The sequence below is a fragment of the Sphingomonas sp. ABOLG genome (assembly GCF_003950435.1).
Lineage (GTDB): Bacteria > Pseudomonadota > Alphaproteobacteria > Sphingomonadales > Sphingomonadaceae > Sphingomonas > Sphingomonas panaciterrae.
Genome location: NZ_QQWW01000004.1, coordinates 241,139 through 263,412 on the forward strand (window position 1 = coordinate 241,139; position 22,274 = coordinate 263,412).

19 protein-coding genes and 1 tRNA gene are annotated in these 22,274 nt (G+C 67.9%); 18 read left to right on the plus strand and 2 right to left on the minus strand.

Going from position 1 to position 22,274, the window contains the following annotated elements; translation table 11 throughout:
- The first annotated feature begins 10 nt into the window (after positions 1–10).
- From CA236_RS06785 to CA236_RS06795, 3 genes are read left to right on the plus strand one after another with little or no spacing between them, the layout of a single operon-like run.
- Entirely contained in the window at positions 11–331 is a 321-nt protein-coding gene (locus CA236_RS06785; RefSeq protein WP_206430521.1) for a metalloregulator ArsR/SmtB family transcription factor, read from the plus strand.
- Entirely contained in the window at positions 328–846 is a 519-nt protein-coding gene (locus CA236_RS06790; protein ID WP_046410754.1) for a rhodanese-like domain-containing protein, read from the plus strand. The genes CA236_RS06785 and CA236_RS06790 overlap by 4 nt, the downstream gene beginning before the upstream one ends.
- A 7-nt stretch (positions 847–853) precedes the next feature.
- Positions 854–1,633, plus strand: coding sequence for a sulfite exporter TauE/SafE family protein (locus CA236_RS06795; RefSeq protein ID WP_125945028.1), 780 nt, complete (start codon positions 854–856; stop codon positions 1,631–1,633).
- Positions 1,634–1,679: 46 nt separating this feature from the next.
- Here CA236_RS06795 and recG read toward each other — a convergent pair whose 3' ends face one another.
- The gene (gene recG, locus CA236_RS06800; RefSeq protein WP_125945029.1) at positions 1,680–3,734 is read right to left on the minus strand and encodes an ATP-dependent DNA helicase RecG; all 2,055 of its coding nucleotides are present in this window, start codon (positions 3,732–3,734) and stop codon (positions 1,680–1,682) included.
- Positions 3,735–3,848: 114 nt separating this feature from the next.
- Between recG and CA236_RS06805 the strand changes: the two genes are divergently transcribed.
- Both CA236_RS06805 and mfd read left to right on the plus strand, forming a co-directional pair.
- Positions 3,849–4,133, plus strand: a complete 285-nt coding sequence (locus CA236_RS06805) for a succinate dehydrogenase assembly factor 2 (protein ID WP_046411778.1) — start codon at positions 3,849–3,851, stop codon at positions 4,131–4,133.
- A gap of 43 nt (positions 4,134–4,176) precedes the next feature.
- Complete coding sequence (mfd, locus tag CA236_RS06810; RefSeq protein WP_125945030.1) at positions 4,177–7,632, plus strand: transcription-repair coupling factor; 3,456 nt, start codon at positions 4,177–4,179, stop codon at positions 7,630–7,632.
- An 8-nt stretch (positions 7,633–7,640) separates the two neighbouring features.
- Here the strand turns inward: mfd and mutL are convergent, their stop codons facing one another.
- Positions 7,641–9,437, minus strand: coding sequence for a DNA mismatch repair endonuclease MutL (gene mutL, locus CA236_RS06815; RefSeq protein WP_125945089.1), 1,797 nt, complete (start codon positions 9,435–9,437; stop codon positions 7,641–7,643).
- A 140-nt stretch (positions 9,438–9,577) separates the two neighbouring features.
- Between mutL and CA236_RS06820 the strand changes: the two genes are divergently transcribed.
- From CA236_RS06820 to CA236_RS06880, 13 genes are all read left to right on the plus strand, one after another.
- Positions 9,578–10,618: a rod shape-determining protein gene (locus CA236_RS06820; protein WP_046410758.1), complete on the plus strand. Its 1,041-nt coding sequence runs from the start codon at positions 9,578–9,580 to the stop codon at positions 10,616–10,618.
- Between the two features lie 76 nt (positions 10,619–10,694).
- Positions 10,695–11,555, plus strand: a complete 861-nt coding sequence (gene mreC / locus CA236_RS06825; protein WP_241212550.1) for a rod shape-determining protein MreC — start codon at positions 10,695–10,697, stop codon at positions 11,553–11,555.
- A 29-nt stretch (positions 11,556–11,584) separates the two neighbouring features.
- Positions 11,585–12,061, plus strand: a complete 477-nt coding sequence (mreD, locus tag CA236_RS06830; protein ID WP_125945090.1) for a rod shape-determining protein MreD — start codon at positions 11,585–11,587, stop codon at positions 12,059–12,061.
- On the plus strand, positions 12,058–14,151 hold the full coding sequence (gene mrdA / locus CA236_RS06835) for a penicillin-binding protein 2 (protein ID WP_125945032.1): 2,094 nt from the start codon (positions 12,058–12,060) through the stop codon (positions 14,149–14,151). The genes mreD and mrdA overlap by 4 nt, the downstream gene beginning before the upstream one ends.
- Positions 14,148–15,260 carry a rod shape-determining protein RodA gene (gene rodA / locus CA236_RS06840; protein ID WP_046410764.1) on the plus strand — a complete coding sequence of 371 codons (1,113 nt, stop codon included), beginning with the start codon at positions 14,148–14,150 and terminating at the stop codon, positions 15,258–15,260. Before mrdA ends, rodA begins: the two co-directional genes overlap by 4 nt.
- A gap of 83 nt (positions 15,261–15,343) precedes the next feature.
- Positions 15,344–15,419: transfer RNA gene (locus tag CA236_RS06845), tRNA-Lys, on the plus strand.
- Between the two features lie 510 nt (positions 15,420–15,929).
- Positions 15,930–17,159: an FAD-dependent monooxygenase gene (locus CA236_RS06850; RefSeq protein WP_125945033.1), complete on the plus strand. Its 1,230-nt coding sequence runs from the start codon at positions 15,930–15,932 to the stop codon at positions 17,157–17,159.
- Between the two features lie 3 nt (positions 17,160–17,162).
- Positions 17,163–17,510: a nuclear transport factor 2 family protein gene (locus tag CA236_RS06855; protein WP_125945034.1), complete on the plus strand. Its 348-nt coding sequence runs from the start codon at positions 17,163–17,165 to the stop codon at positions 17,508–17,510.
- A 14-nt stretch (positions 17,511–17,524) separates the two neighbouring features.
- Positions 17,525–18,640 (plus strand): acyl-CoA dehydrogenase family protein, encoded by a 1,116-nt coding sequence (locus tag CA236_RS06860; RefSeq protein ID WP_125945035.1) that lies wholly within the window; start codon positions 17,525–17,527, stop codon positions 18,638–18,640.
- A gap of 34 nt (positions 18,641–18,674) precedes the next feature.
- The gene (locus CA236_RS06865; protein ID WP_125945036.1) at positions 18,675–19,922 is read left to right on the plus strand and encodes an acyl-CoA dehydrogenase family protein; all 1,248 of its coding nucleotides are present in this window, start codon (positions 18,675–18,677) and stop codon (positions 19,920–19,922) included.
- 143 nt (positions 19,923–20,065) lie between these two features.
- A complete protein-coding gene (locus CA236_RS06870; protein ID WP_125945037.1) occupies positions 20,066–20,656 on the plus strand; it encodes a hypothetical protein in 591 nt (196 codons plus the stop codon).
- Positions 20,568–21,224, plus strand: a complete 657-nt coding sequence (locus CA236_RS06875) for a peptidylprolyl isomerase (protein ID WP_125945038.1) — start codon at positions 20,568–20,570, stop codon at positions 21,222–21,224. Before CA236_RS06870 ends, CA236_RS06875 begins: the two co-directional genes overlap by 89 nt.
- Positions 21,221–22,228 (plus strand): NAD(P)-dependent alcohol dehydrogenase, encoded by a 1,008-nt coding sequence (locus tag CA236_RS06880; RefSeq protein WP_125945039.1) that lies wholly within the window; start codon positions 21,221–21,223, stop codon positions 22,226–22,228. The genes CA236_RS06875 and CA236_RS06880 overlap by 4 nt, the downstream gene beginning before the upstream one ends.
- The last annotated feature ends 46 nt before the right edge of the window (positions 22,229–22,274 follow it).

Genomic DNA, 22,274 nt, shown 5'->3' on the forward strand with positions numbered 1-22,274 from the left:
GGAGAAGCAGATGCTGAAGCCGCCGATGGATCTGGCGACGTTCGAGGAAAAGGCCGGCCAGGTTGCCGACACGCTGAAGGCGATCGGCAATCCCCGGCGGCTGATGCTGCTGTGTAAGCTGGTCGAGCATGGCGAGGTGACGGTCACCACCCTCGCCCGCGAGGTCGGCCTGTCGCAGTCCGCCTGTTCGCAGCATCTCGCGAAGATGCGGGACGAAGGCCTCGTCGCCTTCCGGCGCGAGAGCCAGACGCTCTGGTACGCGATCGCGGATCCCCGCGTCGAAACGCTTCTCGCCACCCTCTACCAACTTTACTGCAAGGACGTTGATTGATGCTTCCCACCCTGTCCCCGCGCGACGCGCGCGTCGCCCTCGATGGCGGCGCGCGGCTGGTCGACATCCGCGGCGCTGACGAATTCGCGCGCGAGCGCATTCCCGGTGCGGTCAATCTGCCGCTCGACCGCGTTGCCACCCTGCGGCGCGAAGAGCGCCCGGTGATCTTCCACTGCAAGTCGGGGATGCGCACGGCTGCCAACGCCAGCGCGCTCGCCGCCGCTGCCGCAGGCGCCCCGGCCTATATCCTGGATGGCGGCGTGGATGCCTGGCGCTCGGCCGGGCAACCGACGGTGGTCGATCGCGCCCAGCCACTTGAGGTCATGCGACAGGTGCAGATCACGGCAGGCATGCTGGTGCTTGCGGGCGTGCTGCTGGGCCTGTTCGTCACTCCCGCCTTCTTCGGCCTGTCCGCCTTCGTTGGTGCCGGCCTGATGCTCGCCGGGGCGACCGGCTGGTGTGGGATGGCGAACCTGCTGCGCATGATGCCGTGGAACCGGCGCGCCGCGAGCTGAGCCGCTCATAACCGCCGCCGCCATCCTCGCCACGCTCGCGTCCGGCGCGGCGATCGGCCTGATCCTGGCGCTGGTCGGCGGCGGCGGGTCGATCCTGGCCGTGCCGTTGCTCGTCTATGTCGTCGGGACCGGGTCTGCGCATCTCGCGATGGGGACGGCCGCCGTTGCAGTCGCCGCCAGCGCGCTGGCCAGCCTTGCCGGCCACGCCCAGGCGGGCACGATAAAATGGCCTTGCGCCACCGTGTTCGCGGCGGTGGGCGTCGCCGGGGCGAGCATCGGTGCGGAACTCGGCAAGGCAATGGATGGCGCGCGGCTATTGGCATTGTTCGGCCTGCTGATGGTCGGCGTCGGCCTCTCGATGCTCCGCCCCCGCAAGTCTGCGCCAGCGCCGGACGTTCGCCTGTCGCGAGAGTCCGCCGCGACGCTGCTGCCGAGGCTGATCCCGATTGGCCTTGGCGTCGGCCTTGCAGCCGGCTTCTTCGGTATCGGCGGGGGTTTCCTCATCGTCCCGGGCCTGATGCTGGCCACTGCCATGCCGATCGCCAACGCGGTGGGAACCTCGCTCGTGGTGGTGAGCGCACTGGGGCTGACCACCGCAGCGTCCTACGCCACCTCGGGCATGGTCGACTGGCCGGTCACCGCGCTGATGATCGCGGGCGGCGCGATCGGCACCGTCGCCGGGATGGCCGCCGCTCGGGGCCTCGCCACGCGCAAGGGCCTGCTCGAACGCGGCTTTGCCGTGATGGTCATCGCTGTCGGCCTCTACGTCGCGCTGACCTCGTTCTGACGGCGCCGCTTGCCCGCGCATCCGGGACGCGGCGCGCAATCCTTGGTCAGCCCGATCGCAGCAGCGCCACGCCCACGTCGCGCTCGAACAGATACAGCGCCACCCGCGCCGCCTGCCCGCGCGGGCCGGAAAGCCCGCCGTCGCGATCGATCAGCAGCCGCGCATCATCATAAGCGATCGGCAGCAGCTCGTTGAGCAGTTCCGGCGTCGCCAGCCGGAACGCCGCCTCGCCCGATTGCCGCGTGCCGAGCAATTCGCCCCCGCCGCGCAGCCGCAGGTCCTCCTCCGCGATCATGAAGCCGTCGTTGGTCTCGCGCATCAGCGCCAGCCGCGCGCGCGACGTCTCGCTCAGCGCATTGCCGCGCAGCAGCAGGCAGCGTGATTGCCCCCCGCCACGCCCCACGCGCCCGCGCAACTGATGCAGCTGCGCCAGTCCGAAGCGATCGGCATGTTCGATCACGATCAGCGTCGCATTGGGCACGTTCACGCCCACCTCGATCACCGTCGTCGCCACCAGCACGCCAAGCTCGCCGCCGGCGAAGCGCGCCATCACCGCATCCTTCTCGGCCGGCCGCATCTTGCCATGCACCAGCCCGACGCGATCCCCGAAGCGCCCCGCCAGCGCCGCCGCCCGCGCCTCGGCGGCGGCAAGGTCGCTCTTCTCGCTCTCCTCCACCAGCGGGCAGACCCAATAGGCCTGCTTGCCCTCCGCCAGATGCCGGCCGAGCGCGTTGACCACCTCGTCCAGCCGCTCCTCGCTGATGACGCGCGTTTCCACCGGCTCGCGCCCCGGCGGCATTTCGTCCAGCCGGCTCTGGTCCATCTCGCCATGCTGCGCGAGGACGAGCGTGCGCGGGATCGGAGTCGCGGTCATCGCCAGCAGGTGCGGCGTCGTCTTGCCCTTGGCGGAAAGCGCCAGCCGCTCCGCCACGCCGAAGCGATGCTGTTCGTCCACCACCACCAGCCCCAGATCGCGGTAAGTCACCGCATCCTGGAAGATCGCGTGCGTGCCGATCAAAATGTCGATCGATCCATCCGCCAGCCCCATCAGCACGCCCTCGCGCGCCCGGCCCTTGTCGCGCCCGGTCAGTACCGCGATGTTCACCGGCAGGCCCGACAGCGTCTCGCGCAGCGTGTCATAATGCTGCCGCGCCAGGATCTCGGTCGGCGCCAGCAGCGCGCCTTGCGCACCCGCCTCCACCGCGATCAGCAGCGCGAGCGCGGCGACCAGCGTCTTGCCCGATCCCACATCGCCCTGCAGCAGCCGGAGCATCGGCGCGTCCTGCGCTAGGTCGCCCTCGATCTCGCGCGCCGTCCGTGCCTGCGCGCCGGTCAGCGCATAGGGCAGCCGAAGCATATCGCGCAGCCGCCCGTCGGCCTTCAGCGCCCGCCCGCGCCGACGCCGCGTATCCTGCCGCACCAGCGACAGCGCCAGCTGGTTGGCGAAGATCTCGTCATAGGCGATCCGCGCCCGCGCCACCGCATCGGCCGGATCGGCATGGACGCGCGCCAGCGCCTCCTTCCACCCCGGCCAGTCGCGCTGCGCCAACAGCCCCGGCTCGATCCATTCGCCAAGCTCGGGCGAGCGGGCGATCGCCTGCTCGACCAGCCCGCCCACCCGGCGCGACGTAATCCCCTCAGACAGCGGATAGATCGCCTCGCGCTCGCGAAAGCTGTCCTCCCCGTCGACGATCTCCGGGTGGATGATCTGCAATTCCTGGCCGTATGTCTCCAGCTTGCCGGAGACGCGAACCGGCTCGCCGACGGTATAGAGCTTGCGCACCAGCCCGCTCGATCGCCCGAAATAGACGAGGCTGACGATATTGCCGTAGCCGTCGGCGGCCTGCACCCGCGTCGGCCCGCGCGGGCTTGAAGACGCGCGGATGTCGCGCACCGTCAGCGTGATCGCGATCGTGCGCCCGGCGTCCTGCGCCATCAGCTCGTCGCGCGGCAGGCGATCGATCCAGCCGCTCGGCAAATGGAACAGCACGTCCACCACCCTCGCAAGGCCAAGCCGATCCAGCGGCTTGGCCAGCCCTGCCCCGACGCCCTTCAGCGCGGTGACTTCGGCGAACAGTGGATTGAGGATATCGGGTCGCATGACTATCTCTTGCGCCACGCCTAGCCGTTCGCATCGATCCTGTCAGGCGAGCGGATGAATTATCGTCGCCGACCGTGCGAAACCACGGCCGGCCAAGTGTCGTTGGAGCCCCTGATGGATCAAGAAACTCGTTTGCGGCGCACCCGCTTCCGCGCCTGGCACCGGGGCACGCGCGAGGCCGATTTCATGATCGGCGGCTTCTTCGATGCGCATCACGCCAGCTGGTCCGAAGAACAGCTGCAATGGTTCGAACGCCTGCTGGAGGAGCAGGACGTGGACATCATGGGCTGGGCGATCGGCTCCATCCCCTGCCCGCCCGAATGGGAAGGCGAGATGATGCAGACGATGCGCCGCGTCGATTTCGCGCTCGCCACCCCGGGCAGCCAGCCCGGCGCCTGACCAAGCCCCTACCTGCCGCCGCCCGATACGAACGGACCCGCCTTTGCCCGATCTGAAGACGATTCTCTCCGCCAAGACGCCGCTCACCCTCTCGGGCGTGCCGACCGGCTTCCTGCCCAGCCTGCTCGCCGATCTCGCCCGCGCGGCGACGACGCGGGCGGTGTTCATCGCGCCGGACGAGGCGGCGATGCGCGCGATCGCGGGCACCGCGCGCTTCTTCGCGCCGGAGATCGAGATCGTCGAATATCCCGCGTGGGACTGCCTGCCCTATGACCGGGCCTCGCCCTCCCTGCGCGTCATGGCGGAGCGGATCGGCGCGCTGCACAAGCTGCAGGCGACCCCCAAGACGCCGCAGCTCGTCCTCACCACCGTCAACGCCGCCACGCAGCGCACGCTCACCCCGTTCCGCATCCGCCAGCTGGTCGCGAACCTGAAACCGGGTGAGCGGATCGCACGCGACAAGCTCGCCGCGCTGCTCTCCGCCAACGGCTATGTGCGCACCGATACCGTCCACGACGCCGGCGAATATGCCGTGCGCGGCGGCCTGGTCGATCTCTTCCCCTCGGGCGAGACGCAGGCGCTTCGGCTCGACTTCTTCGGCGACGAGATCGAGAGCGTCCGCACCTTCGACCCTGCCGATCAGCGTACCACCGGCAAGATCCCCGGCTTCACCCTCCTCCCCGCCTCCGAGGCGCTGCTGGACGAGGAAAGCATCAAGCGCTTCCGCAGCCGCTATCGCGAAACCTTTGGCGCCACCGCGACGGGTGACCCGCTCTACCAGGCGGTCAGCGAAGGCCGCCGCCTGGCCGGCATGGAACATTGGCTGCCGCTGTTCGAGGAGCGGCTCGAGACGCTGTTCGACCATATCGGCGAGGATGCGCTGGTCGTGCGCGACGGCGGCGTGAAGGCCGCGGGCGAGGCGCGGTTCGAGGCGGTCGCCGATTATTACGAGAACCGCAAGCGCGCCGAGGCAGCGCAGCCCGGCAGCTACCGCGCGCTTCCCGCCAAGACGCTCTACATGCCGCCCAAGGAATGGGAGGACGCGCTCGCCGCCGCGACGGCGCATGTCACCACGCCGTTCCACGAGCCCGAATCCGCCACCGTGGTCGACTTCGACGTCGACGGCCCGCGCGATTTCGCGCCCGAGCGCGCCGCCCATGCCAATGTCTATGAGGCGGTGGTCGATCACCTGAAGGCGCTACGCAAGGAAGGCCGCACGCCCGTCCTCGCGAGCTACTCGACCGGCGCACGCGATCGGCTCGGCAATCTTCTCAAGGACCATGGCCTCACCGGTGCGAAGGCGGTTGAAACATGGCAGGAGGCGCAGGGCGTCGGCGAGACGCAGACCGCGCTCATCGTCCTGCCGCTCGACCACGGCTTCACCGCACCCAACGTAGCCGTCCTCACCGAACAGGACATGCTCGGCGACCGGCTCGTGCGCCGTGCCAAGCGCCGCAAGTCCGCCGACGCCTTCCTCGCCGAACTCGCCACGCTCTCGCCCGGCGATCTCGTCGTCCACACCGATCACGGCATCGGCCGCTACGTCGGGCTGACTCAGGTCCCGGTCGCCAAGGCGCCGCACGACTGCGTGCAGCTGGAATATGCCGGCGGCGACAAGCTCTACGTCCCGGTCGAGAACCTCGAGGTGCTCAGCCGCTACGGCTCCGGCGAGGAAGGCGCCAGCCTCGACCGGCTCGGCGGCGAGGCGTGGCAGCGCCGCAAGTCGAAGATGAAGGAGCGCATCCGCGAGATCGCGGGTGAGCTGATCGCCACAGCGGCCCTGCGCGCGCTTCGCCAGGGCGAGGTCGCCGAGCCCGACAGCAGCGGCTACCCCAGCTTCGTCGATCGTTTCCCTTATCAGGAAACCGACGATCAGGACCGCGCGATCGAGGAAACGCTGGCCGATCTCTCCGCCGGCAAGCCGATGGACCGGCTGATCGTCGGCGACGTCGGCTTCGGCAAGACGGAGGTCGCGCTGCGTGCCGCCTTCGTCGCCGCCATGGCCGGCATGCAGGTCGCGGTCGTCTGCCCGACGACGCTCCTCGCGCGCCAGCATTACAACAATTTCATGGCCCGCTTCGAAGGCTTCCCGATCCGCATCGGCCGCCTCTCCCGCCTCGTCACCGCGGCGGAGACCAAGCGCGTCAAGGAAGGGCTTGCCGACGGCACGATCGACGTGGTCATCGGCACCCACGCGCTGCTTGCCAAGAACGTCGACTTCAAGCGCCTCGGCCTTGTCATCGTCGACGAGGAACAACGGTTCGGCGTCACGCACAAGGAACGCCTCAAGACATTGCGCGCCGACGTCCATATCCTCACCCTCACGGCGACGCCGATCCCGCGCACGCTGCAGATGGCGATGTCGGGCCTGCGGGAGCTGTCCGTCATCCAGACGCCGCCGGTCGATCGGCTTGCGGTGCGCACCTATGTCATGCCCTGGGACCCCGTCGTCCTGCGCGAGGCATTGCTGCGCGAACATTATCGCGGCGGCCAAAGCTTCCTCGTCACGCCGCGCGTCGCCGACCTCCCCGACATCGAGGAGTTCCTCCGCAAGGAAGTGCCCGAAATCCGCTACGTCATCGCGCACGGCCAGATGGCGGCGAGCGAGGTCGAGGAACGGATGAGCGCCTTCTACGACAAGAAGTTCGAGGTGCTCGTCTCCACCACCATCATCGAAAGCGGCATCGACATCCCGTCCGCCAACACGATGATCGTCAACCGTGCCGACCGCTTCGGGCTGGCGCAGCTCTACCAGCTGCGCGGCCGCGTCGGCCGGTCCAAGACGCGCGCCTATGCCTATATGGTCACCCCGCCCGAACGGATGATGACCGACGCTGCGGAGAAACGCCTCAAGGTGCTCAGCGATCTCGACAGCCTTGGTGCCGGTTTCCAGCTCGCCAGCCACGATCTCGACATTCGCGGCGCGGGCAATCTGCTCGGGGACGAGCAGTCCGGCCACATCAAGGAGGTCGGCTACGAACTCTACCAGTCGATGCTGGAAGAGGCGATCATGGACGCCAAGGCCGACGGCCTCGCCAGCCGCCCGCGCGATTTCTCGCCGCAGATCACCGTCGACACGCCGATCCTAATCCCGGACGACTATGTCCCCGATCTCGACCTGCGCATGGCGCTCTATCGCCGCCTCAACGAGCTGGACGAGAAACGCGAGCTGGAGGCGTTCGCCGCCGAGATGATCGACCGTTTCGGGCCGCTGCCTGAGGCGACCGACAATCTCATCAAGGTCATCGAGATCAAGATGAACGCCAAGAAGGCGTGCGTGTCGAAGATGGACGTCGGGCCGAAGGGCGCGCTCGTCAGCTTCCACGACGATACGCCGCCCAACGTCCCCGGCCTGCTCGCCTATGTCGACAAGCTCGGCGGCATTGCGAAGCTGCGTCCGGATTCGAAGCTGGCGCTCACCCGCAACTGGGCCGATCCGGCCGCACGTCTGCACGGCGCGCTGCAGCTGTCGAAGGGGCTGGCCAAGGCGGCGGGGTAATCCCGCCGCTATTTGCGCCCGAACAGCTTCTCCACGTCGGACAGCGCCAGCTTCACCCAGGTCGGGCGGCCATGGTTGCACTGTCCCGAATGGGGCGTCGCCTCCATCTCGCGCAGCAGCGCGTTCATCTCGACAACCGAGAGCACGCGGCCGGCCCGCACCGATCCGTGGCAGGCCATGGTACCGGCCACCGCATCGAGCCGCTCACGCAGCGATAGCGCCTCGTCGAACGCGGCGAGTTCATCGGCAAGATCGCGCACCAGCGCGGCGGGATCGCCGCGGCCGAGCAGCGCCGGGGTCGCCCGTACCAGCATCGCTCGGGGGCCGAACCGCTCCACATCCAGGCCGAGTTCGCTCAATTCCGCCGCGCGCGATTCCATCCGGTCGCATGCCGGCTCGTCCAGTTCGACCACCTCGGGGATCAGCAGCGCCTGCGCCGCCACCCGCCCGCCCGCCAGCGCGGCGCGCATCCGTTCCAGCACCAGCCGCTCGTGCGCGGCATGCTGATCGACGATCACCAGCCCGTCCGCCGCCTCCGCCACGATATAGGTTTTCGCGACCTGCCCCCGCGCGACCCCCAGCGGGTGATCCCCGGTATCCGGCAGCGGCGCCGTCGCCGGCTCGGCACGTGCTTGCGGCGGCGGCGCGAAGAAGGTCGGTCGCTGGTCACGCACCACACCGCTCCCCACAAAAGGCGCGTCGCCCGGAGTAACAGCCGCCTGCCCCTGCCCGCCAAAGAGGGCCGATGGTTCCGCCCCGCCGCCACTCGGCTCCGGACGAAACATCGCCATCGCGTCGGCTGGCGCGCGATGCGCCACGCGATGTCCGGCCATGTCGAGCGCGCGGCGTAGGCCGGACACGATAAGGCCGCGCACCATCGCCGGATCGCGGAAGCGAACCTCCGTCTTGGCCGGATGCACGTTGACGTCGACTTCGCTGGGCGGAACGTCGAGGAACAAGGCGACCACGGCGTGCCGGTCACGCGGCATCATCTCGGCATAAGCGCCGCGGATCGCGCCGGTGAGCAACCGATCCTTCACCGGGCGCCCGTTGACGAACAGATATTGGTGATCGGCAACGCCGCGATGGAAGGTCGGCAGGCCAGCGACCCCGCCGAGCACCAGCCCCTCGCGCTCCATGTCGATCGCAACGCTGTTCTCCTTCAGCGCGCGGTCGGTGAGCGCCGCGACGCGGGCGGGGCGATCCTCCGGCTGGAGCGCCGCAAGGACGCGGCGGCCATCATGTTCGAGAAGAAAGGCGACGTCCGGCCGTGCCATCGCCAGGCGCCGGACGACATCGAGACAGGCGGCATATTCGCTCCGACCGGAACGCAGGAACTTGCGGCGGGCGGGCACGCGGGCGAACAGTTCCTCGACCAGCACGCGGGTGCCCGGCGGCAGCGCGGCAGGGCCGTCCGCCACGACGGCGCCATTGTCGATCACACGCGACCAGCCATCGGCGCCGCGCACCCGGCTTTCGAGCGTCAGCCGCGCAACGCTGGCGATCGAGGGCAGCGCCTCGCCGCGGAACCCCATCGTGGCGACCTGGTCGATCTCGTCGGTGGGAAGCTTGGACGTGGCATGGCGTTCCAGCGCGAGCGCCATATCGGCCGCGGTCATGCCGCAGCCGTCGTCGACCACCTCGATCCGCGACAGGCCACCCTCTGCCAGCCGGACGGTGACTCGGGTGGCGCCCGCGTCAAGCGCGTTCTCCACCAGTTCCTTCAACGCACTAGCCGGTCTTTCCACCACTTCACCGGCGGCGATGCGATTGATCAGATGTTCAGGGAGGCGACGTATTGACACCATCAGCCCCGTAGCCCAATCGGCGCCATCCCGCGACCCCGTGACAGCACGATCAAAGCCCTAGAAGCGACTTGCGGCCGCGGCGGCGGGATGATTGATGTACCTCGCTCCGGCGACTCGGGGACGGAATTAAGCTGAACATGGCCTTCTCGCGTTTCTTCAAGTTCATGTCCCATGACATGGCGATCGATCTCGGGACTGCGAACACCGTGGTCTATCTTCGTGGCCGCGGTATCGTGCTCAATGAACCGTCCGTTGTGGCGGTCGAGACGATCAACGGCATCAAGAAGGTCAAGGCCGTCGGTGAAGACGCCAAGTTGATGATGGGCAAGACGCCCGGCAACATCGAGGCGATCCGTCCGCTGCGCGATGGCGTTATTGCCGACATCGATGTCGCCGAGCAGATGATCAAGAGTTTCATTTACAAGGTCCATGGGCAGCGCAAGTTCATGCGCTGGCCGGAGATCGTGATCTGCGTGCCGTCGGGCTCGACCAAGGTTGAGCGCCGCGCGATCCGCGACGCGGCGTCGAACGCCGGCGCGAGCCAGGTGTGGCTGATCGAGGAGCCGATGGCGGCCGCGATCGGCGCGGACATGCCGGTCACCGAACCGATCGGCAGCATGGTCGTCGATATCGGCGGCGGCACGACCGAAGTCGCCGTCCTGTCTCTGCGCGGTCTCGCCTATACCACGTCGGTGCGCGTCGGCGGCGACAAGATGGACGAGGCGATTGTCAGCTACGTACGCCGCAACCACAATCTGCTGATCGGCGAAGCCACCGCCGAGCGGATCAAGCAGGAAGTCGGCATCGCCAAGCCGCCGGTCGATGGCATCGGCATGACAATCCACATCAAGGGTCGCGACCTGGTGAACGGCGTGCCCAAGGAAATCCAGATCAACCAGGGCCAGATCGCCGAGGCATTGTCCGAGCCGGTCGCCACGATCGTCGAGGGCGTTCGCGTGGCGCTTGAGAATACCGCCCCCGAACTCGCCGCGGACATCGTCGATCAGGGCATCGTGCTCACCGGCGGTGGCGCGCTGCTGCAGGGTCTGGACGAGGTGCTTCGCGACGAAACCGGCCTGCCGGTGACGGTGGCGGAAGATCCGCTGACCTGCGTCGCGCTGGGCACGGGTCGCGCGCTTGAGGATCCGATCTATCGCGGCGTGCTGCAAAGCGGCTGATCTGAAGGAATAGCGAATGGCGCCGCCGCGGGACCGGCGCCCGGGTTTCTCGCGACGGGCGCAATATACGCTCTTTATGAGCTACATCCTGGCCGTCGCGGGAGCGCTGGTCGGTGCGGTGTTGCTCGTCCTGTCGCAATTCAATCCGCCCGCCTTTGCCGCGCTGCGGTCGGCCGCGACCGAGGTCACCGCGCCGGCTTCCACCGCGGGGGCCGCGGTCGTGCGCGGCATTGCCTCCGTGCCGGAGACGATCGCCACCTATTTCCGCGTCCATAACGAAAATGCCGCTTTGCGCGCCGAAGTCGCCCGCACCAGGGAGGCGCTGACCCAGGCGCGGATCATCGTGCGCGACAATCGCCGCCTGCGCGGGCTGCTCCAACTGCGCGAGGCGACGCCCGATACCGTGGCGACGGCGCGGATCGTCAGCTCCAGTGCATCGAGCACGCGGCGCTTCGGGATCCTGAACGCCGGGCGCTGGCAGGGCGTGCGGCCCGGCATGCCGGTGCGCGGCCCCGACGGGCTCATCGGCCGCATTGTCGAGGCCGGCCCCAATTCAGCGCGCGTGCTGCTCACCATCGACGCGGAAAGCGTCATCCCCGTGCAGCGCATCGGCGACGGGCTGCCCGCCCTCGCCGCCGGGCGCGGCGATGGCCTGCTCGATATCCGTTCGGTCGGCACCACCAATGCGCGGCTGAAGCCAGGCGACCGCTTCATCACGTCCGGCATCGGCGGCCTCTACACCCCCGGCGTGCTGGTCGCCCATGTGCTGAAGCCGGGCTCCGACAGCGCCCCCGCCAAGCCGTTTGCCGAGGCCAATACGTTCGATTTCGCCATCGTCAGCGCGCCGTTCCTGCCGCCCCCGCCCCCGGCGCGGCCCGACCCTGCCGACCCCCAGGCAACCGGCAGCCAGCCCGTCGGGAGCGCGGCGGCGCAGTGAGCACTGCGCCCAAACCCTTCCAGGCGCCGATGCAGCAGTCGCCGGCGCGTGCGCTGCCATGGCTGACCGTCATGGGCGGCTCCCTGGTGACGATCATCCCGGTGGTGGCAACGCTGCCACTGCTGCCGCCGTTCGGCCTCCTCATGCTCCTCTCGTGGCGCCTGCTCGCGCCGCTTGCGCTGCGCCGCTGGGCACCGGCGCTGCTCGGCCTGTTCGACGATTGCCTCAGCGGCCAGCCGCTCGGCAGCGCGATGCTGCTGTGGACGCTGACCTTTTTCCTGGTCGATTTGTTTGATCAGCGCACCATCTTCCGCGCCTTCGCACAGGATTGGCTGATCGCAGCGGTGGGTATCGCCTTCTGCCTGATTGCCGGTCGTTTTCTGGCCACCCCCCTCGGCGCGCAGGTCGATAGCGTGCTAGTGGTCCAGATCATCGTGTCGATTCTTCTTTTCCCCCTAGCCGCGCGCGCCGTCGCCTGGGTTGATCGCCGTCGCGTTGCCGAATGAACCGGACACCGCGGATCGCCACGGAGGCGCAGCAGGGCTACACGTTTTCGCGCCGGGCTTGGCTGCTCGGCGCGATGCAGATCGGCGTGGGCAGCGTGCTGGCCGGTCGAATGGGCTGGCTGTCGATTGCCGAGAACGAACGCTACAACCTGCTGAGCGAGAACAACCGGGTCAACATGACCCTCATCCCGCCGCGTCGCGGCTGGCTGGTTGATCGCCATGGTCACGCCATTGCGGACAACCGCACCGACTTTCGCGTCGACCTGATCCCCGATCGGATCGTTGACGAGGAACGGACGCTGGCGGCGCTTCGTGATCTCCTGGCGCTGACCGACGACGACCTGCTGCGTGTCCGCGCCGACCTGAAGCGGGCGGCGGGCTTTCAGCCGGTCAAGGTGGCCGAGAATGTGAGCTGGGAGCGGTTCGCGGCGGTGCAGGTCCGCCAGCCCGAGCTGCCCGGCGTCGCGCCCACGCGCGGGTTCGCGCGCAACTATCCCGCTGGCGCCGCCGTCGCACACCTGACCGGCTATGTCGGGGTCGCCACGGCGGAGCAGTACAAGCAGACGCGCGACCCGCTGCTGCTGACACCGGGATTCAAGGTCGGCAAGGACGGCCTTGAAAAGACGATGGAAAATGAGCTCCGCGGCAAGCCCGGGGCAAAACGGATCGAGGTGACGGCGCGCGGCAAGCTGGTCGCGGAGCTTGCCACCCGTCCCGACGTGCCCGGCAAGACGCAGAAGCTGACGATCGATTCCGGCTTGCAGGAATATGCCGCGCGCCGGCTTGGCACGAACTCCGGCTCCGCGGTGGTGTTCGACTGTCACACCGGCGAGATGCTCGCGATGGTCTCCATGCCGGCCTATGATCCCAACAGCTTCTCCGACGGGATCAGCCACATGGAGTGGAAGATGCTGTCGGCGGACGATCACGTCCCGCTGATGAACAAGGTCACGCAGGGGCTGTATCCGCCGGGCTCGACGGTGAAGCCGATGAACGGCCTTGCGCTGCTGGAAGCAGGGATCAGCCCCGACGAGCGGGTGTATTGCAGCGGAGCGATGCGGGTCGGCAGCGGCCTGTTCCACTGCCACAAGCGGCGTGGGCATGGCCCGATGGACCTGCGCGGCGCCGTCGCGCAGAGCTGCGACATCTATTTCTATGAGATGATCCGCCGCCTTGGTTACGACAAGGTGGCGCCGGTCGCCCGCTCGCTCGGCATGGGCGAGAAATTCGACTTGCCCTTCGCGACGCAGCGCTACGGCACTGTGCCCGACAGCGTGTGGAAGGAGCGCAAGTACAAGACGAAGTGGACCGTCGCCGACTCGCTGAACGCATCGATCGGCCAGGGCTATGTCCTGTCCAATCCGCTCCAGCTTGCGGTGATGGCGATGCGCATTGCGTCGGGACGGCAGGTCCAGCCCAGCCTGTTGATGGATCGCGTGCACGGCAACGCCCCTTTGCTGCCGTACAAGGAAGAGCATCTTCAGATTGTTCGCGAATCGATGTGGAAGGTGGTCAATGGCGGCGGCACGGGCGGCGCCTCCCGCTTGTACCTGCCTGGCATCGATCTGGCGGCGAAAACCGGCACCGCCCAGGTACGCCGTATCACCATGGCCGAACGTCGTACCGGCGTGCTGCGCAATTCGCAGCTTCCCTTCAAGCTGCGCGACCACGCCTTGTTCATCTGCTTCGCGCCGTCGGACAAGCCGCGCTACGCCGCGGCCATCGTGCTCGAGCATAACGGCCACGTCATCCGCAACCTCGACACGCCAATGATCGGCAAGGACATCATGACCTATCTGTTCGACAAGGAGCGTGCGCTGAAGGCGCTCGCCGAGGTCGAACCGACATGGGGCGGCGACATCCGGACGCGCATGGCCGCGCAGGAAGCCGCCTACCGCGCCGCCGCCAATGCGCCGTCCCCGGCGCAGGGCGCCGCCACCGAAACCGACGCCCCCGCCCCGACGCGCGCGCCGGCCGTTCGCCAGGCGACCGACGCCTCGAACGCGGCGCAGGAGGCGACCGTCAGCGACATCGCCAACGGCGCCGGTCCCGCGAGCGTCGGCACCACCGAACCATCGGATCCACAATGAGCCGACCGTCGATCGTGCCTGCGCCGCTGGCGCGGCTGCCGTGGCGGATGCTGCTGCTGGTGATCGCGCTTGGCGGGTTCGGCCTCGTCATCCTCTACTCCGCCGCCAGCGGCAACATGCGTCCCTGGGCACTCTCTCAGGGAATTCGCTTCGTCATCTTCCTGTGCGGGTCGATCGTGATCTCCCGCGTGCCGGAGGACGTGTGGCGACGTGGCGCGCTGCCCGGCTATGTCCTGATCGTCATTCTGTTGTTTGCCGTTGAACTGCTCGGCGCGGTGCGCGGCGGCAGCCAGCGCTGGCTGGATTTCGGCTTCATCAGATTGCAGCCGTCGGAGCTGATGAAGCCGGCGATCGTGCTCGCCTGCGCGCGCTTCTACGAGCTGCTGCCGCCCAACGAGACGCGGCGCTTCGGCGCGATCTGGCCGGCGGCGATCCTCATTGGGCTGCCGGCCGGCCTGGTCATGCTTCAGCCCGATCTCGGGACGGCGCTCATGATCACTGGCGGCGGCCTGACGGTGATGTTCCTCGCCGGCGTCCCGTTGCGCCTGTTCGTCGGCGGCGCGCTCGGCCTCGCCGTCGCCGCGCCGCTTGCGGTGACCTATCTGCTCCACGACTATCAGCGTAATCGCGTGCTCATCTTCCTTGATCCCGAGAGCGATCCGCTCGGCACCGGCTATCACATCAGCCAGTCGAAGATCGCGATCGGCTCTGGCGGCATCACCGGCAAGGGCTTCCTCAACGGCACGCAGAGCCACCTCGATTACCTGCCGGAGGGGCACACCGACTTTGTCTTCGCGACCATGGCGGAGGAATGGGGCCTGCTCGGCGGCCTGTTCATCATCGTCGCTTATCTGATGGTGATCCGCTGGGGCATCAACGTCGGCCTGCGCGCCCGCACCCGCTTTGCCAAGCTCACCGCGGCGGGCCTCGCGACGACGATCTTCTTCTACGTCGCGATCAACCTGGCGATGGTGATGGGCCTCGCCCCCGTGGTCGGCATCCCCCTGCCGCTCGTCAGCTTCGGCGGATCGGCGCAGATGACCGTGTTCCTGTGCCTTGGCATCCTCATGTCGATCGACCGCAGCAATCGCGGCGAACAAAATTGGTGAAACCCGAAAAAAGTGGTTGCGTCCCGCCGGAGCAATGCTAATGACGCGCCTCCCGGCGGCGAGGCACCAGCCTACACCGGAACGGACGCATAGCTCAGTTGGTAGAGCAGCTGACTCTTAATCAGCGGGTCCTTGGTTCGAGCCCAAGTGCGTCCACCACCCTCCTCCGAATAGTTTCAATGCCTTAGGGCGCAACGCTTCGGTGGAGTGGCATGTCCGGCTGAGATGGCAGCCCCCCCGATCGGGCGCGGATCGGCCGGATGTTTGGTTCGCCAATCCCCAACACCACCACTCCCCCGCCCCGCTACGGGCAATTGCGCAATGCATGTTGCTGCGGGAGGGGTGATGACTCCTGCGCCGCATTCGTGACGGCGACGAAGGAAGGGCCAGCCATGTCGAAAATCACCGGCACTGACGCTCTGATTTTCCTGGCGGCCATCGGCCTCTGTCTGGTGGTCCTGCTTTACTTCGTTCTCTGACGCGGTCGCCCCCGCCCTAAGGCACGATCGCAATCGTATCGACAGCCGCCCGGACCCGATCGTCGTTTTGCGTGCCCGGCCCATTGACTTGCCCGCCGCGCCGCTCGTACCTGTCAGGCGATTAGGTCGATCGACTTAATCCATACCGATCGCGCTGCCCACGATGGCCGCCGACGGCAGGAGAGCGTGCATGACATACGACCTCATCATCGTCGGGGGCGGCATCGGCGGGTCGGCGCTGGCGGCGACCATGGCGCGCGCCGGCCGGTCCGTGCTGCTGCTGGAAAAAACGACGGTCTATGAGGACAAGGTGCGCGGCGAATGGATCGCGCCCTGGGGCGTGACCGAAACCAAACGGCTCGGCCTGTATGATACGCTGGTCGCCGCGGGCGGCCATCACCTGACCAGCCACGTCACTTATGACGAGACGCGCGATCCCGCTGCGGCGGAGGCAGCGGCGATGCCGCTCGGCATGTTCGCGCCCGACGTGCCAGGCCCCTTATGCCTACGCCACCCCGTCCATTGTCAGACGCTGTTCGACACCGCCGCCGCATCGGGCGCGACGGCGCATCGCGGCGTCACCATCACCTCCATCACGCTGGGCGCATCGCCCGCGGTCAGCTACCTCCTCGATGGCGCCGAGCATACGGCGCGTGCCCCGCTGATCGTCGGGGCCGAGGGGCGGCAATCCGGGGTGCGCCGCGCTGCCGGGCTGACGTTGCATCAGGACAAGCCGCACCATTGGTTCGCCGGGCTGCTGGTCGATGGCGTCGCCGGCTGGGACGATACGCGCCAGGCAATCGGCACGGAGGATGATTTCGGCTTCCTCGCCTTCCCGCAGGGCCAGGAGCGGATGCGCGTCTATGGCGGCTGGTCGCTCGCCAATACCAAGCGGTTTGCCGGAAAGGACGGCCCAACCCGCTTCCTCGAGGCGTTCCGGATGAAATCGGCACCGCATAATGAGGCGATCGCTGGCGGCACCCCCGCCAGCCCGCTGTTCGCCTATTACAATAACAGCAGCGCCGCGCAGCGCCCCTATGCGCCCGGCGCCGTGCTGGTCGGCGACGCCGCCGGGTGGAACGATCCGATCCTGGGTCTCGGCCTGTCGATCACCTACCGCGACGTTCGCCTCGTCAGCGGCATCCTCAAGGAAACGGCGCCGGGAGAAGCGCCCGATTTTCGACCCTATGCAGAGGAACGCGCGGAGCGGATGCGCCGGCTGCGCATCGCGGCGGAGATGCAGGCGACGCTCGACATGGAGTTTGGCGAGGCCGCGCGTGCGCGGCGGCATCGTTACTATGAGGCAAGCGCCGCCGATCCGATGCTCGGCCTCCACGGCGTCGCGACGCTCGCCGGTCCCGAAGCCGTCCCGGCAGAGATTTTCGAGCCAGCGCATGTCGCGCGCGTGGTGGGAGCCTGATCGATGGATATCGCGCGCTACAATGCCGACTGGCTGGCCGCCTGGACCGCCAAGGACGTCGAGGCGCTGCTCGGCTTCTACGCCGAGGATTGCCGCTATTTCGATCCGCAGACAGCGGGCGGGATCACCGGCCACGATGCGCTGCGGGCGTATCTGACCGGGCTGTTCGCCGCGACCCCGCCGATGACCTACACCCCGGACAAGACCTGGCCCATTCCGGGCGGCTTCTGCGGCCGTTGGTATTGCGATGTTGAAGGGGCGGGTCGGATGCGCGGGTTCGACATGGTCCTGCTCGATGGCGACAGGATCACCCACAACGAAGTCTATGTGCACCAGCTGCCACAGGAATAAGAGGGAGGGGATCGATGCAGTTCGATTTCAACGAACAACAAAATGAATTCCGTCAGGAAGCACGGCGCTTCCTGACGGCGGAATGCCCGCCGGACCGCGTGCGCAAGGCGCTGGAGGGTGGCGGCTTCGATCGCGACCTGTGGCGCGGGGTGGCCGAGATGGGGTTCCTCGGCATCGCCATCCCGGAGGAGCATGGCGGCCTTGGCCTTGGCTATCTTGAGCTGTGCGCCGTGGCGGAGGAATTCGGCCGGGCGCTGGCGCCGCTCCCGATCCTCTCCTCGGTCTACCTGGTGGCAGAGGCGATCAAGTCGTTCGGCACGGCCGAGCAGCAGGCGTCATGGCTCCCCCGCATCGCGGCCGGCGCAGCGATTGGCTGCGTCGCCGCCGCGGAGGGTGAGCGACTGAGCGAGACCTCGGTTCGCACGACCTTCGCGGGCGGCACCGTGTCGGGCAAGAAGGCTCCGGTACTCGACGGCGAGATTGCCGACGTGGCGCTGGTGCTGGCGAAGGAGGGCGATCGGCTGAGCCTGGTGCTCGTCGATCTCGCGCAGAAGGCGGTCGAACGGCGCGCGCTCGACACGATCGATCCCACGCGTGCCCAAGCCGAACTGACCTTCAACAGCGCAGCGGCCGCGCGGCTGGGCGAGCCGGGCGAGGGCTGGTCGCAATATCAGACGCTGCTCGACCGCGCGGCGGTGCTGGTGGCGTTCGAGCAGATTGGCGGCGCGGACCGCGCGCTCGAAATGGGCCGCGACTATGCGCTGGAGCGGATGGCCTTCGGTCGCCAGATCGGCAGCTTCCAGGCGATCAAGCACATGCTGGCCGACATGTACGTCTCCGCAACGCTCGCCCGGTCGAACGCTTATTACGGTGCCTGGGCGCTTTCCACTGGGGCGGCCGAACTGCCGCGCGCGGCAGCGACGGCGCGCGTTTCGGCCACCAACGCCTTCCGCCATTGCGCGAAGAACAACATCCAGGTGCACGGCGGCATGGGCTTCACGTGGCAGATGGACTGCCACCTCTACTACCGCCGCGCGAACCACCTCGCGCTCGCACTCGGCAGCCAGCCCGACTGGGAAGAGAAGCTGGTCAGCCGCCTGGCTGCCGCCAACCAGCCGATCGCTGCCTGAGCCCCACCACGGACAGAACCGGAGGCCCCGTGCCATGAACTTCGACGACACTCCCGAAGAAGCCGCCTTCCGCGCCGAGGCTCGCGCGTGGATCGATGCCAATGCCCCCAAGCACCTGTACCCGATCCTGTCCGGGTCGGGGCACGGCACCGCCGGCGACATCGCCGATTTCGACATGCTGGCCGAGAGCAAGGCGTGGCAGAAGAAGAAATATGACGCCGGCTGGGCGTGCCTTCACTGGCCCAAGGAATATGGCGGGCGCGGCGCGACGCCGATGCAGCGGGTGATCTGGAACCAGGAGGAAGGCGTCTATGCCACCCTGTCCTTCACCTTCATCATCGGTCAGGGCATGTGCGGCCCGACGGTGATGGCGTGGGGGCGTGAGGAGGACAAGCAGGCACTGCTGCCGCCGCTCGCCGCCGGTGAGGACATCTGGTGCCAGATGTTCTCCGAACCGTCGGCCGGCTCGGACCTCGCAGGCCTTCGCACCCGCGCGGTCCAGGACGGTGACGAATGGGTCATCAACGGGTCCAAGATCTGGACCTCCGGCGCGCATATCTCGCAATATGGCATCCTGCTGACCCGCACCGATCCCAGCGTCGCCAAGCACAAGGGGCTGACGATGTTCTGGGTCGACATGCGCTCGCCCGGCATCGAAGTCCGCCCGATTCTTCAGGCCCACGGCCAGTCGGGCTTCAACGAGGTGTTCTTCACCGACCTGCGCGTCCCCGACAGCCAGCGGCTGGGCGGCGTTGGCCAGGGCTGGACGGTGTCGCTGACCACCTTGATGAACGAGCGTCTGTCGATCGGCTCGGGCATGTCGACCGGCTTCGAGACGCTGCTCGATTATGCCGTCCGCGCGCCGGGTCGCGACGGCGGCCGGCTGGTCGATGATCCGTCGATCCGCTCGCGCCTCGCCGATTGGGCCACCAAGGCCAGCGGCCTGAAATACACCTCGATGCGCGCGCTGACCGCCTTGTCGAAGGGACAGGAGCCGGGCCCGGAGAATTCGATCGGCAAGCTGGTCGCCGGCGCGACGAGCCAGGATATTGCGACCTTCGCCATCGACCTTCAGGGCGAGGCCGGCGTGCTGACGGATCCCGCACAGGCGGCGCATGCGGCACGCTTCCAGGCGACGCTGATGCGCAGCCCGGCAACCCGAATCGAGGGCGGGACGGACGAGATCCTGCGCAACATCATCGCCGAGCGCGTCCTTGGCCTGCCCGGCGACGTGCGCGTCGACAAGGACGTCCCGTTCGAGAAGATCCCGACCCGCGCCTGACCGGGCGCGCGGGTCAGCGACCGTCCCCTGCCCCCGGCAGGGGACGGTCGCGCTCTTGGCATGGCAAATGGTCCGTGTCCTTGCTCCCATCTGTCGCCTTGAACGTTGAAGGGCGATACGAATGAGCAAGAAAGGAACCTTGCGTGATCCGTGCTTCCGTCGCCGGCCTCCTGCTGGCCGCCTCCCCCGCCGTTGCGCAGGAGGCCCCTGACGATCCTTCCTGCGCGAATGCCCGGGTCGCGATCCCGGCAGAGCTTGCCGCCTGGTCGAAGCAGACACCGGTCGCGGCAGGGATCAAGGCGGGCGGCGGCGCATCGGTGACGCCTGGTCAGGCCCTGCTGGTCGCGCTTCATCCGGCGGATCTCGTCACGCTGGCGCCCGTGCCGAAGGAAAGCGGCGGCCATGCCGGAACGTTGACGCTGACCGTGCAGGAAGCAGGCAATTACCGCGTGGCACTGGGTGGACGCGCATGGGTCGATCTGGTCGACACGGGGCGCGCGCTTTCCTCCAGCGCGCATGGTCATGGCCCCAAATGCACGGGAATTCGCAAGATGGTGGACTATACGTTGAAGCCCGGTCCTACACGATCCAATTGTCCGGCAGTCAGGCGGAAAACATGCCGCTGCTGGTGGCGAAGGTCGGCTGATGCGGATGATCGCCCTCGCCGCCGCGCTCCTCCTTCCTACCGGCGTCGCCGCGCAGGATGTTCCTGCGGCTGCACCGGCCACCACTAGCGCTACGCCCCCTGCTCCGGCAAAGGCAGCGACCACGATCGTCACGCTCTCGACCGCCGCTGGCCCGATCGTGCTCGAAATCGAAACGGAGAAGGCGCCGGTGACCGCCGCCAACTTCCTCAAATATGTCGATGGAAAGCGGCTGGACGGGACGGTTTTCTACCGCACCGTGAAGGTGCAGGCGGAACCGCGCTACGGCTTCATCCAGTTCGGCACCCAAAACGATCCGAAGCGCACACTGCCGCCGATCGCGCATGAGCCGACCAGCAAGACCGGGCTCAGCCATGTCGATGGCGCCATCTCCATGGCAATGGCCGAACCCGGCACCGCACGCGGCGATTTCTTCATCATCGTCGGCAACACGCCGGCGATGGACGCCGACGGAACGAACCCCGGCTATGCGGTCTTCGGCCGCGTCGTGCACGGCATGGATGTCGTCCACCGCATCATGGACATGCCCACATCGCCAACCAAGGGAGAGGGAATTATGAAGGGCCAGATGCTCGAACCGACCGTGCCGGTCACCACCGCACGGCGCATGCCGGCCCAGGCGAGCATCCAGCCGTGAGGGCCGTCACCCTGTCGCAGCCGGGCGGGCTTGATCGTCTGCACGTGACCGACGCGCCCGATCCCGGCCAGCCCGGCGCTGGCGAGATCCGCGTGGCGCTCCACGCCAGCTCGCTCAACTTCCACGACTATCTGGTCTGCTCGGGCAAGTCCCCGACGGCGGACGGTCGCATCCCGCTGGCGGATGGCGCCGGCGTCGTCGAGGCGGTCGGCGACGGCGTGACGGACTTCAGCGTCGGCGACCATGTCGTCTCGGTCTTCTTCCCGGACTGGCAGGATGGCGGCCCGAAGGTGGGCGACTTCCGCCGCGTCCCAGGCGACGGCATCAACGGCTTCGCCTGCGACAGCGTGGTCCTTCCTTCCACTGCCTTCACAAGGGCGCCGCGCGGCTGGAGCCACAAGGAAGCCGCCACCATCACCACGGCGGGACTCACCGCCTGGCGCGCGCTCGTCGTCGACGCCGGCCTGCGCGCTGGCGACACCGTGCTGCTGCTCGGGACCGGCGGCGTGTCGATCTACGCGCTGCAACTCGCCCATGCGATGGGCGCCGAGGTGATCGTCACCTCCTCCTCGGACGAGAAGCTGGCGCGCGCGAAGGAACTCGGCGCCAATCATGTGATCAATTATCGTCAGGAGCCCAAATGGGGCCGCAAGGTCCTGGATCTGACCGGCGGCCGCGGCGCCGACATCGTGGTCGAGGTCGGCGGCCCGGGAACGCTCGCCCAGTCGATCGAGGCGGTGCGGATCGGTGGCCATATCGCGCTGATCGGCGTCCTCACCGGGGTCGGGGGCGACGTGCCGACCGCGTTCCTCATGGCCAAGCAGGCCAAGCTGCAGGGATTGATCGTCGGCAGCCGCCAGGAGCAGGAGGACTTCGTCCGCGCCCTCGAGGCGACCGGTATCCGACCCGTCATTGATCGGACATTCGCGCTCGAGGATCTGGGCGACGCGTTCCGTCACCTCGAATCCGCCAGTCATTTCGGGAAGATTGCAGTCGCCTGGTAGCCGCGCGCGCACTCATCTGGCCACGACCGCCGGCGCAATGGCCGAT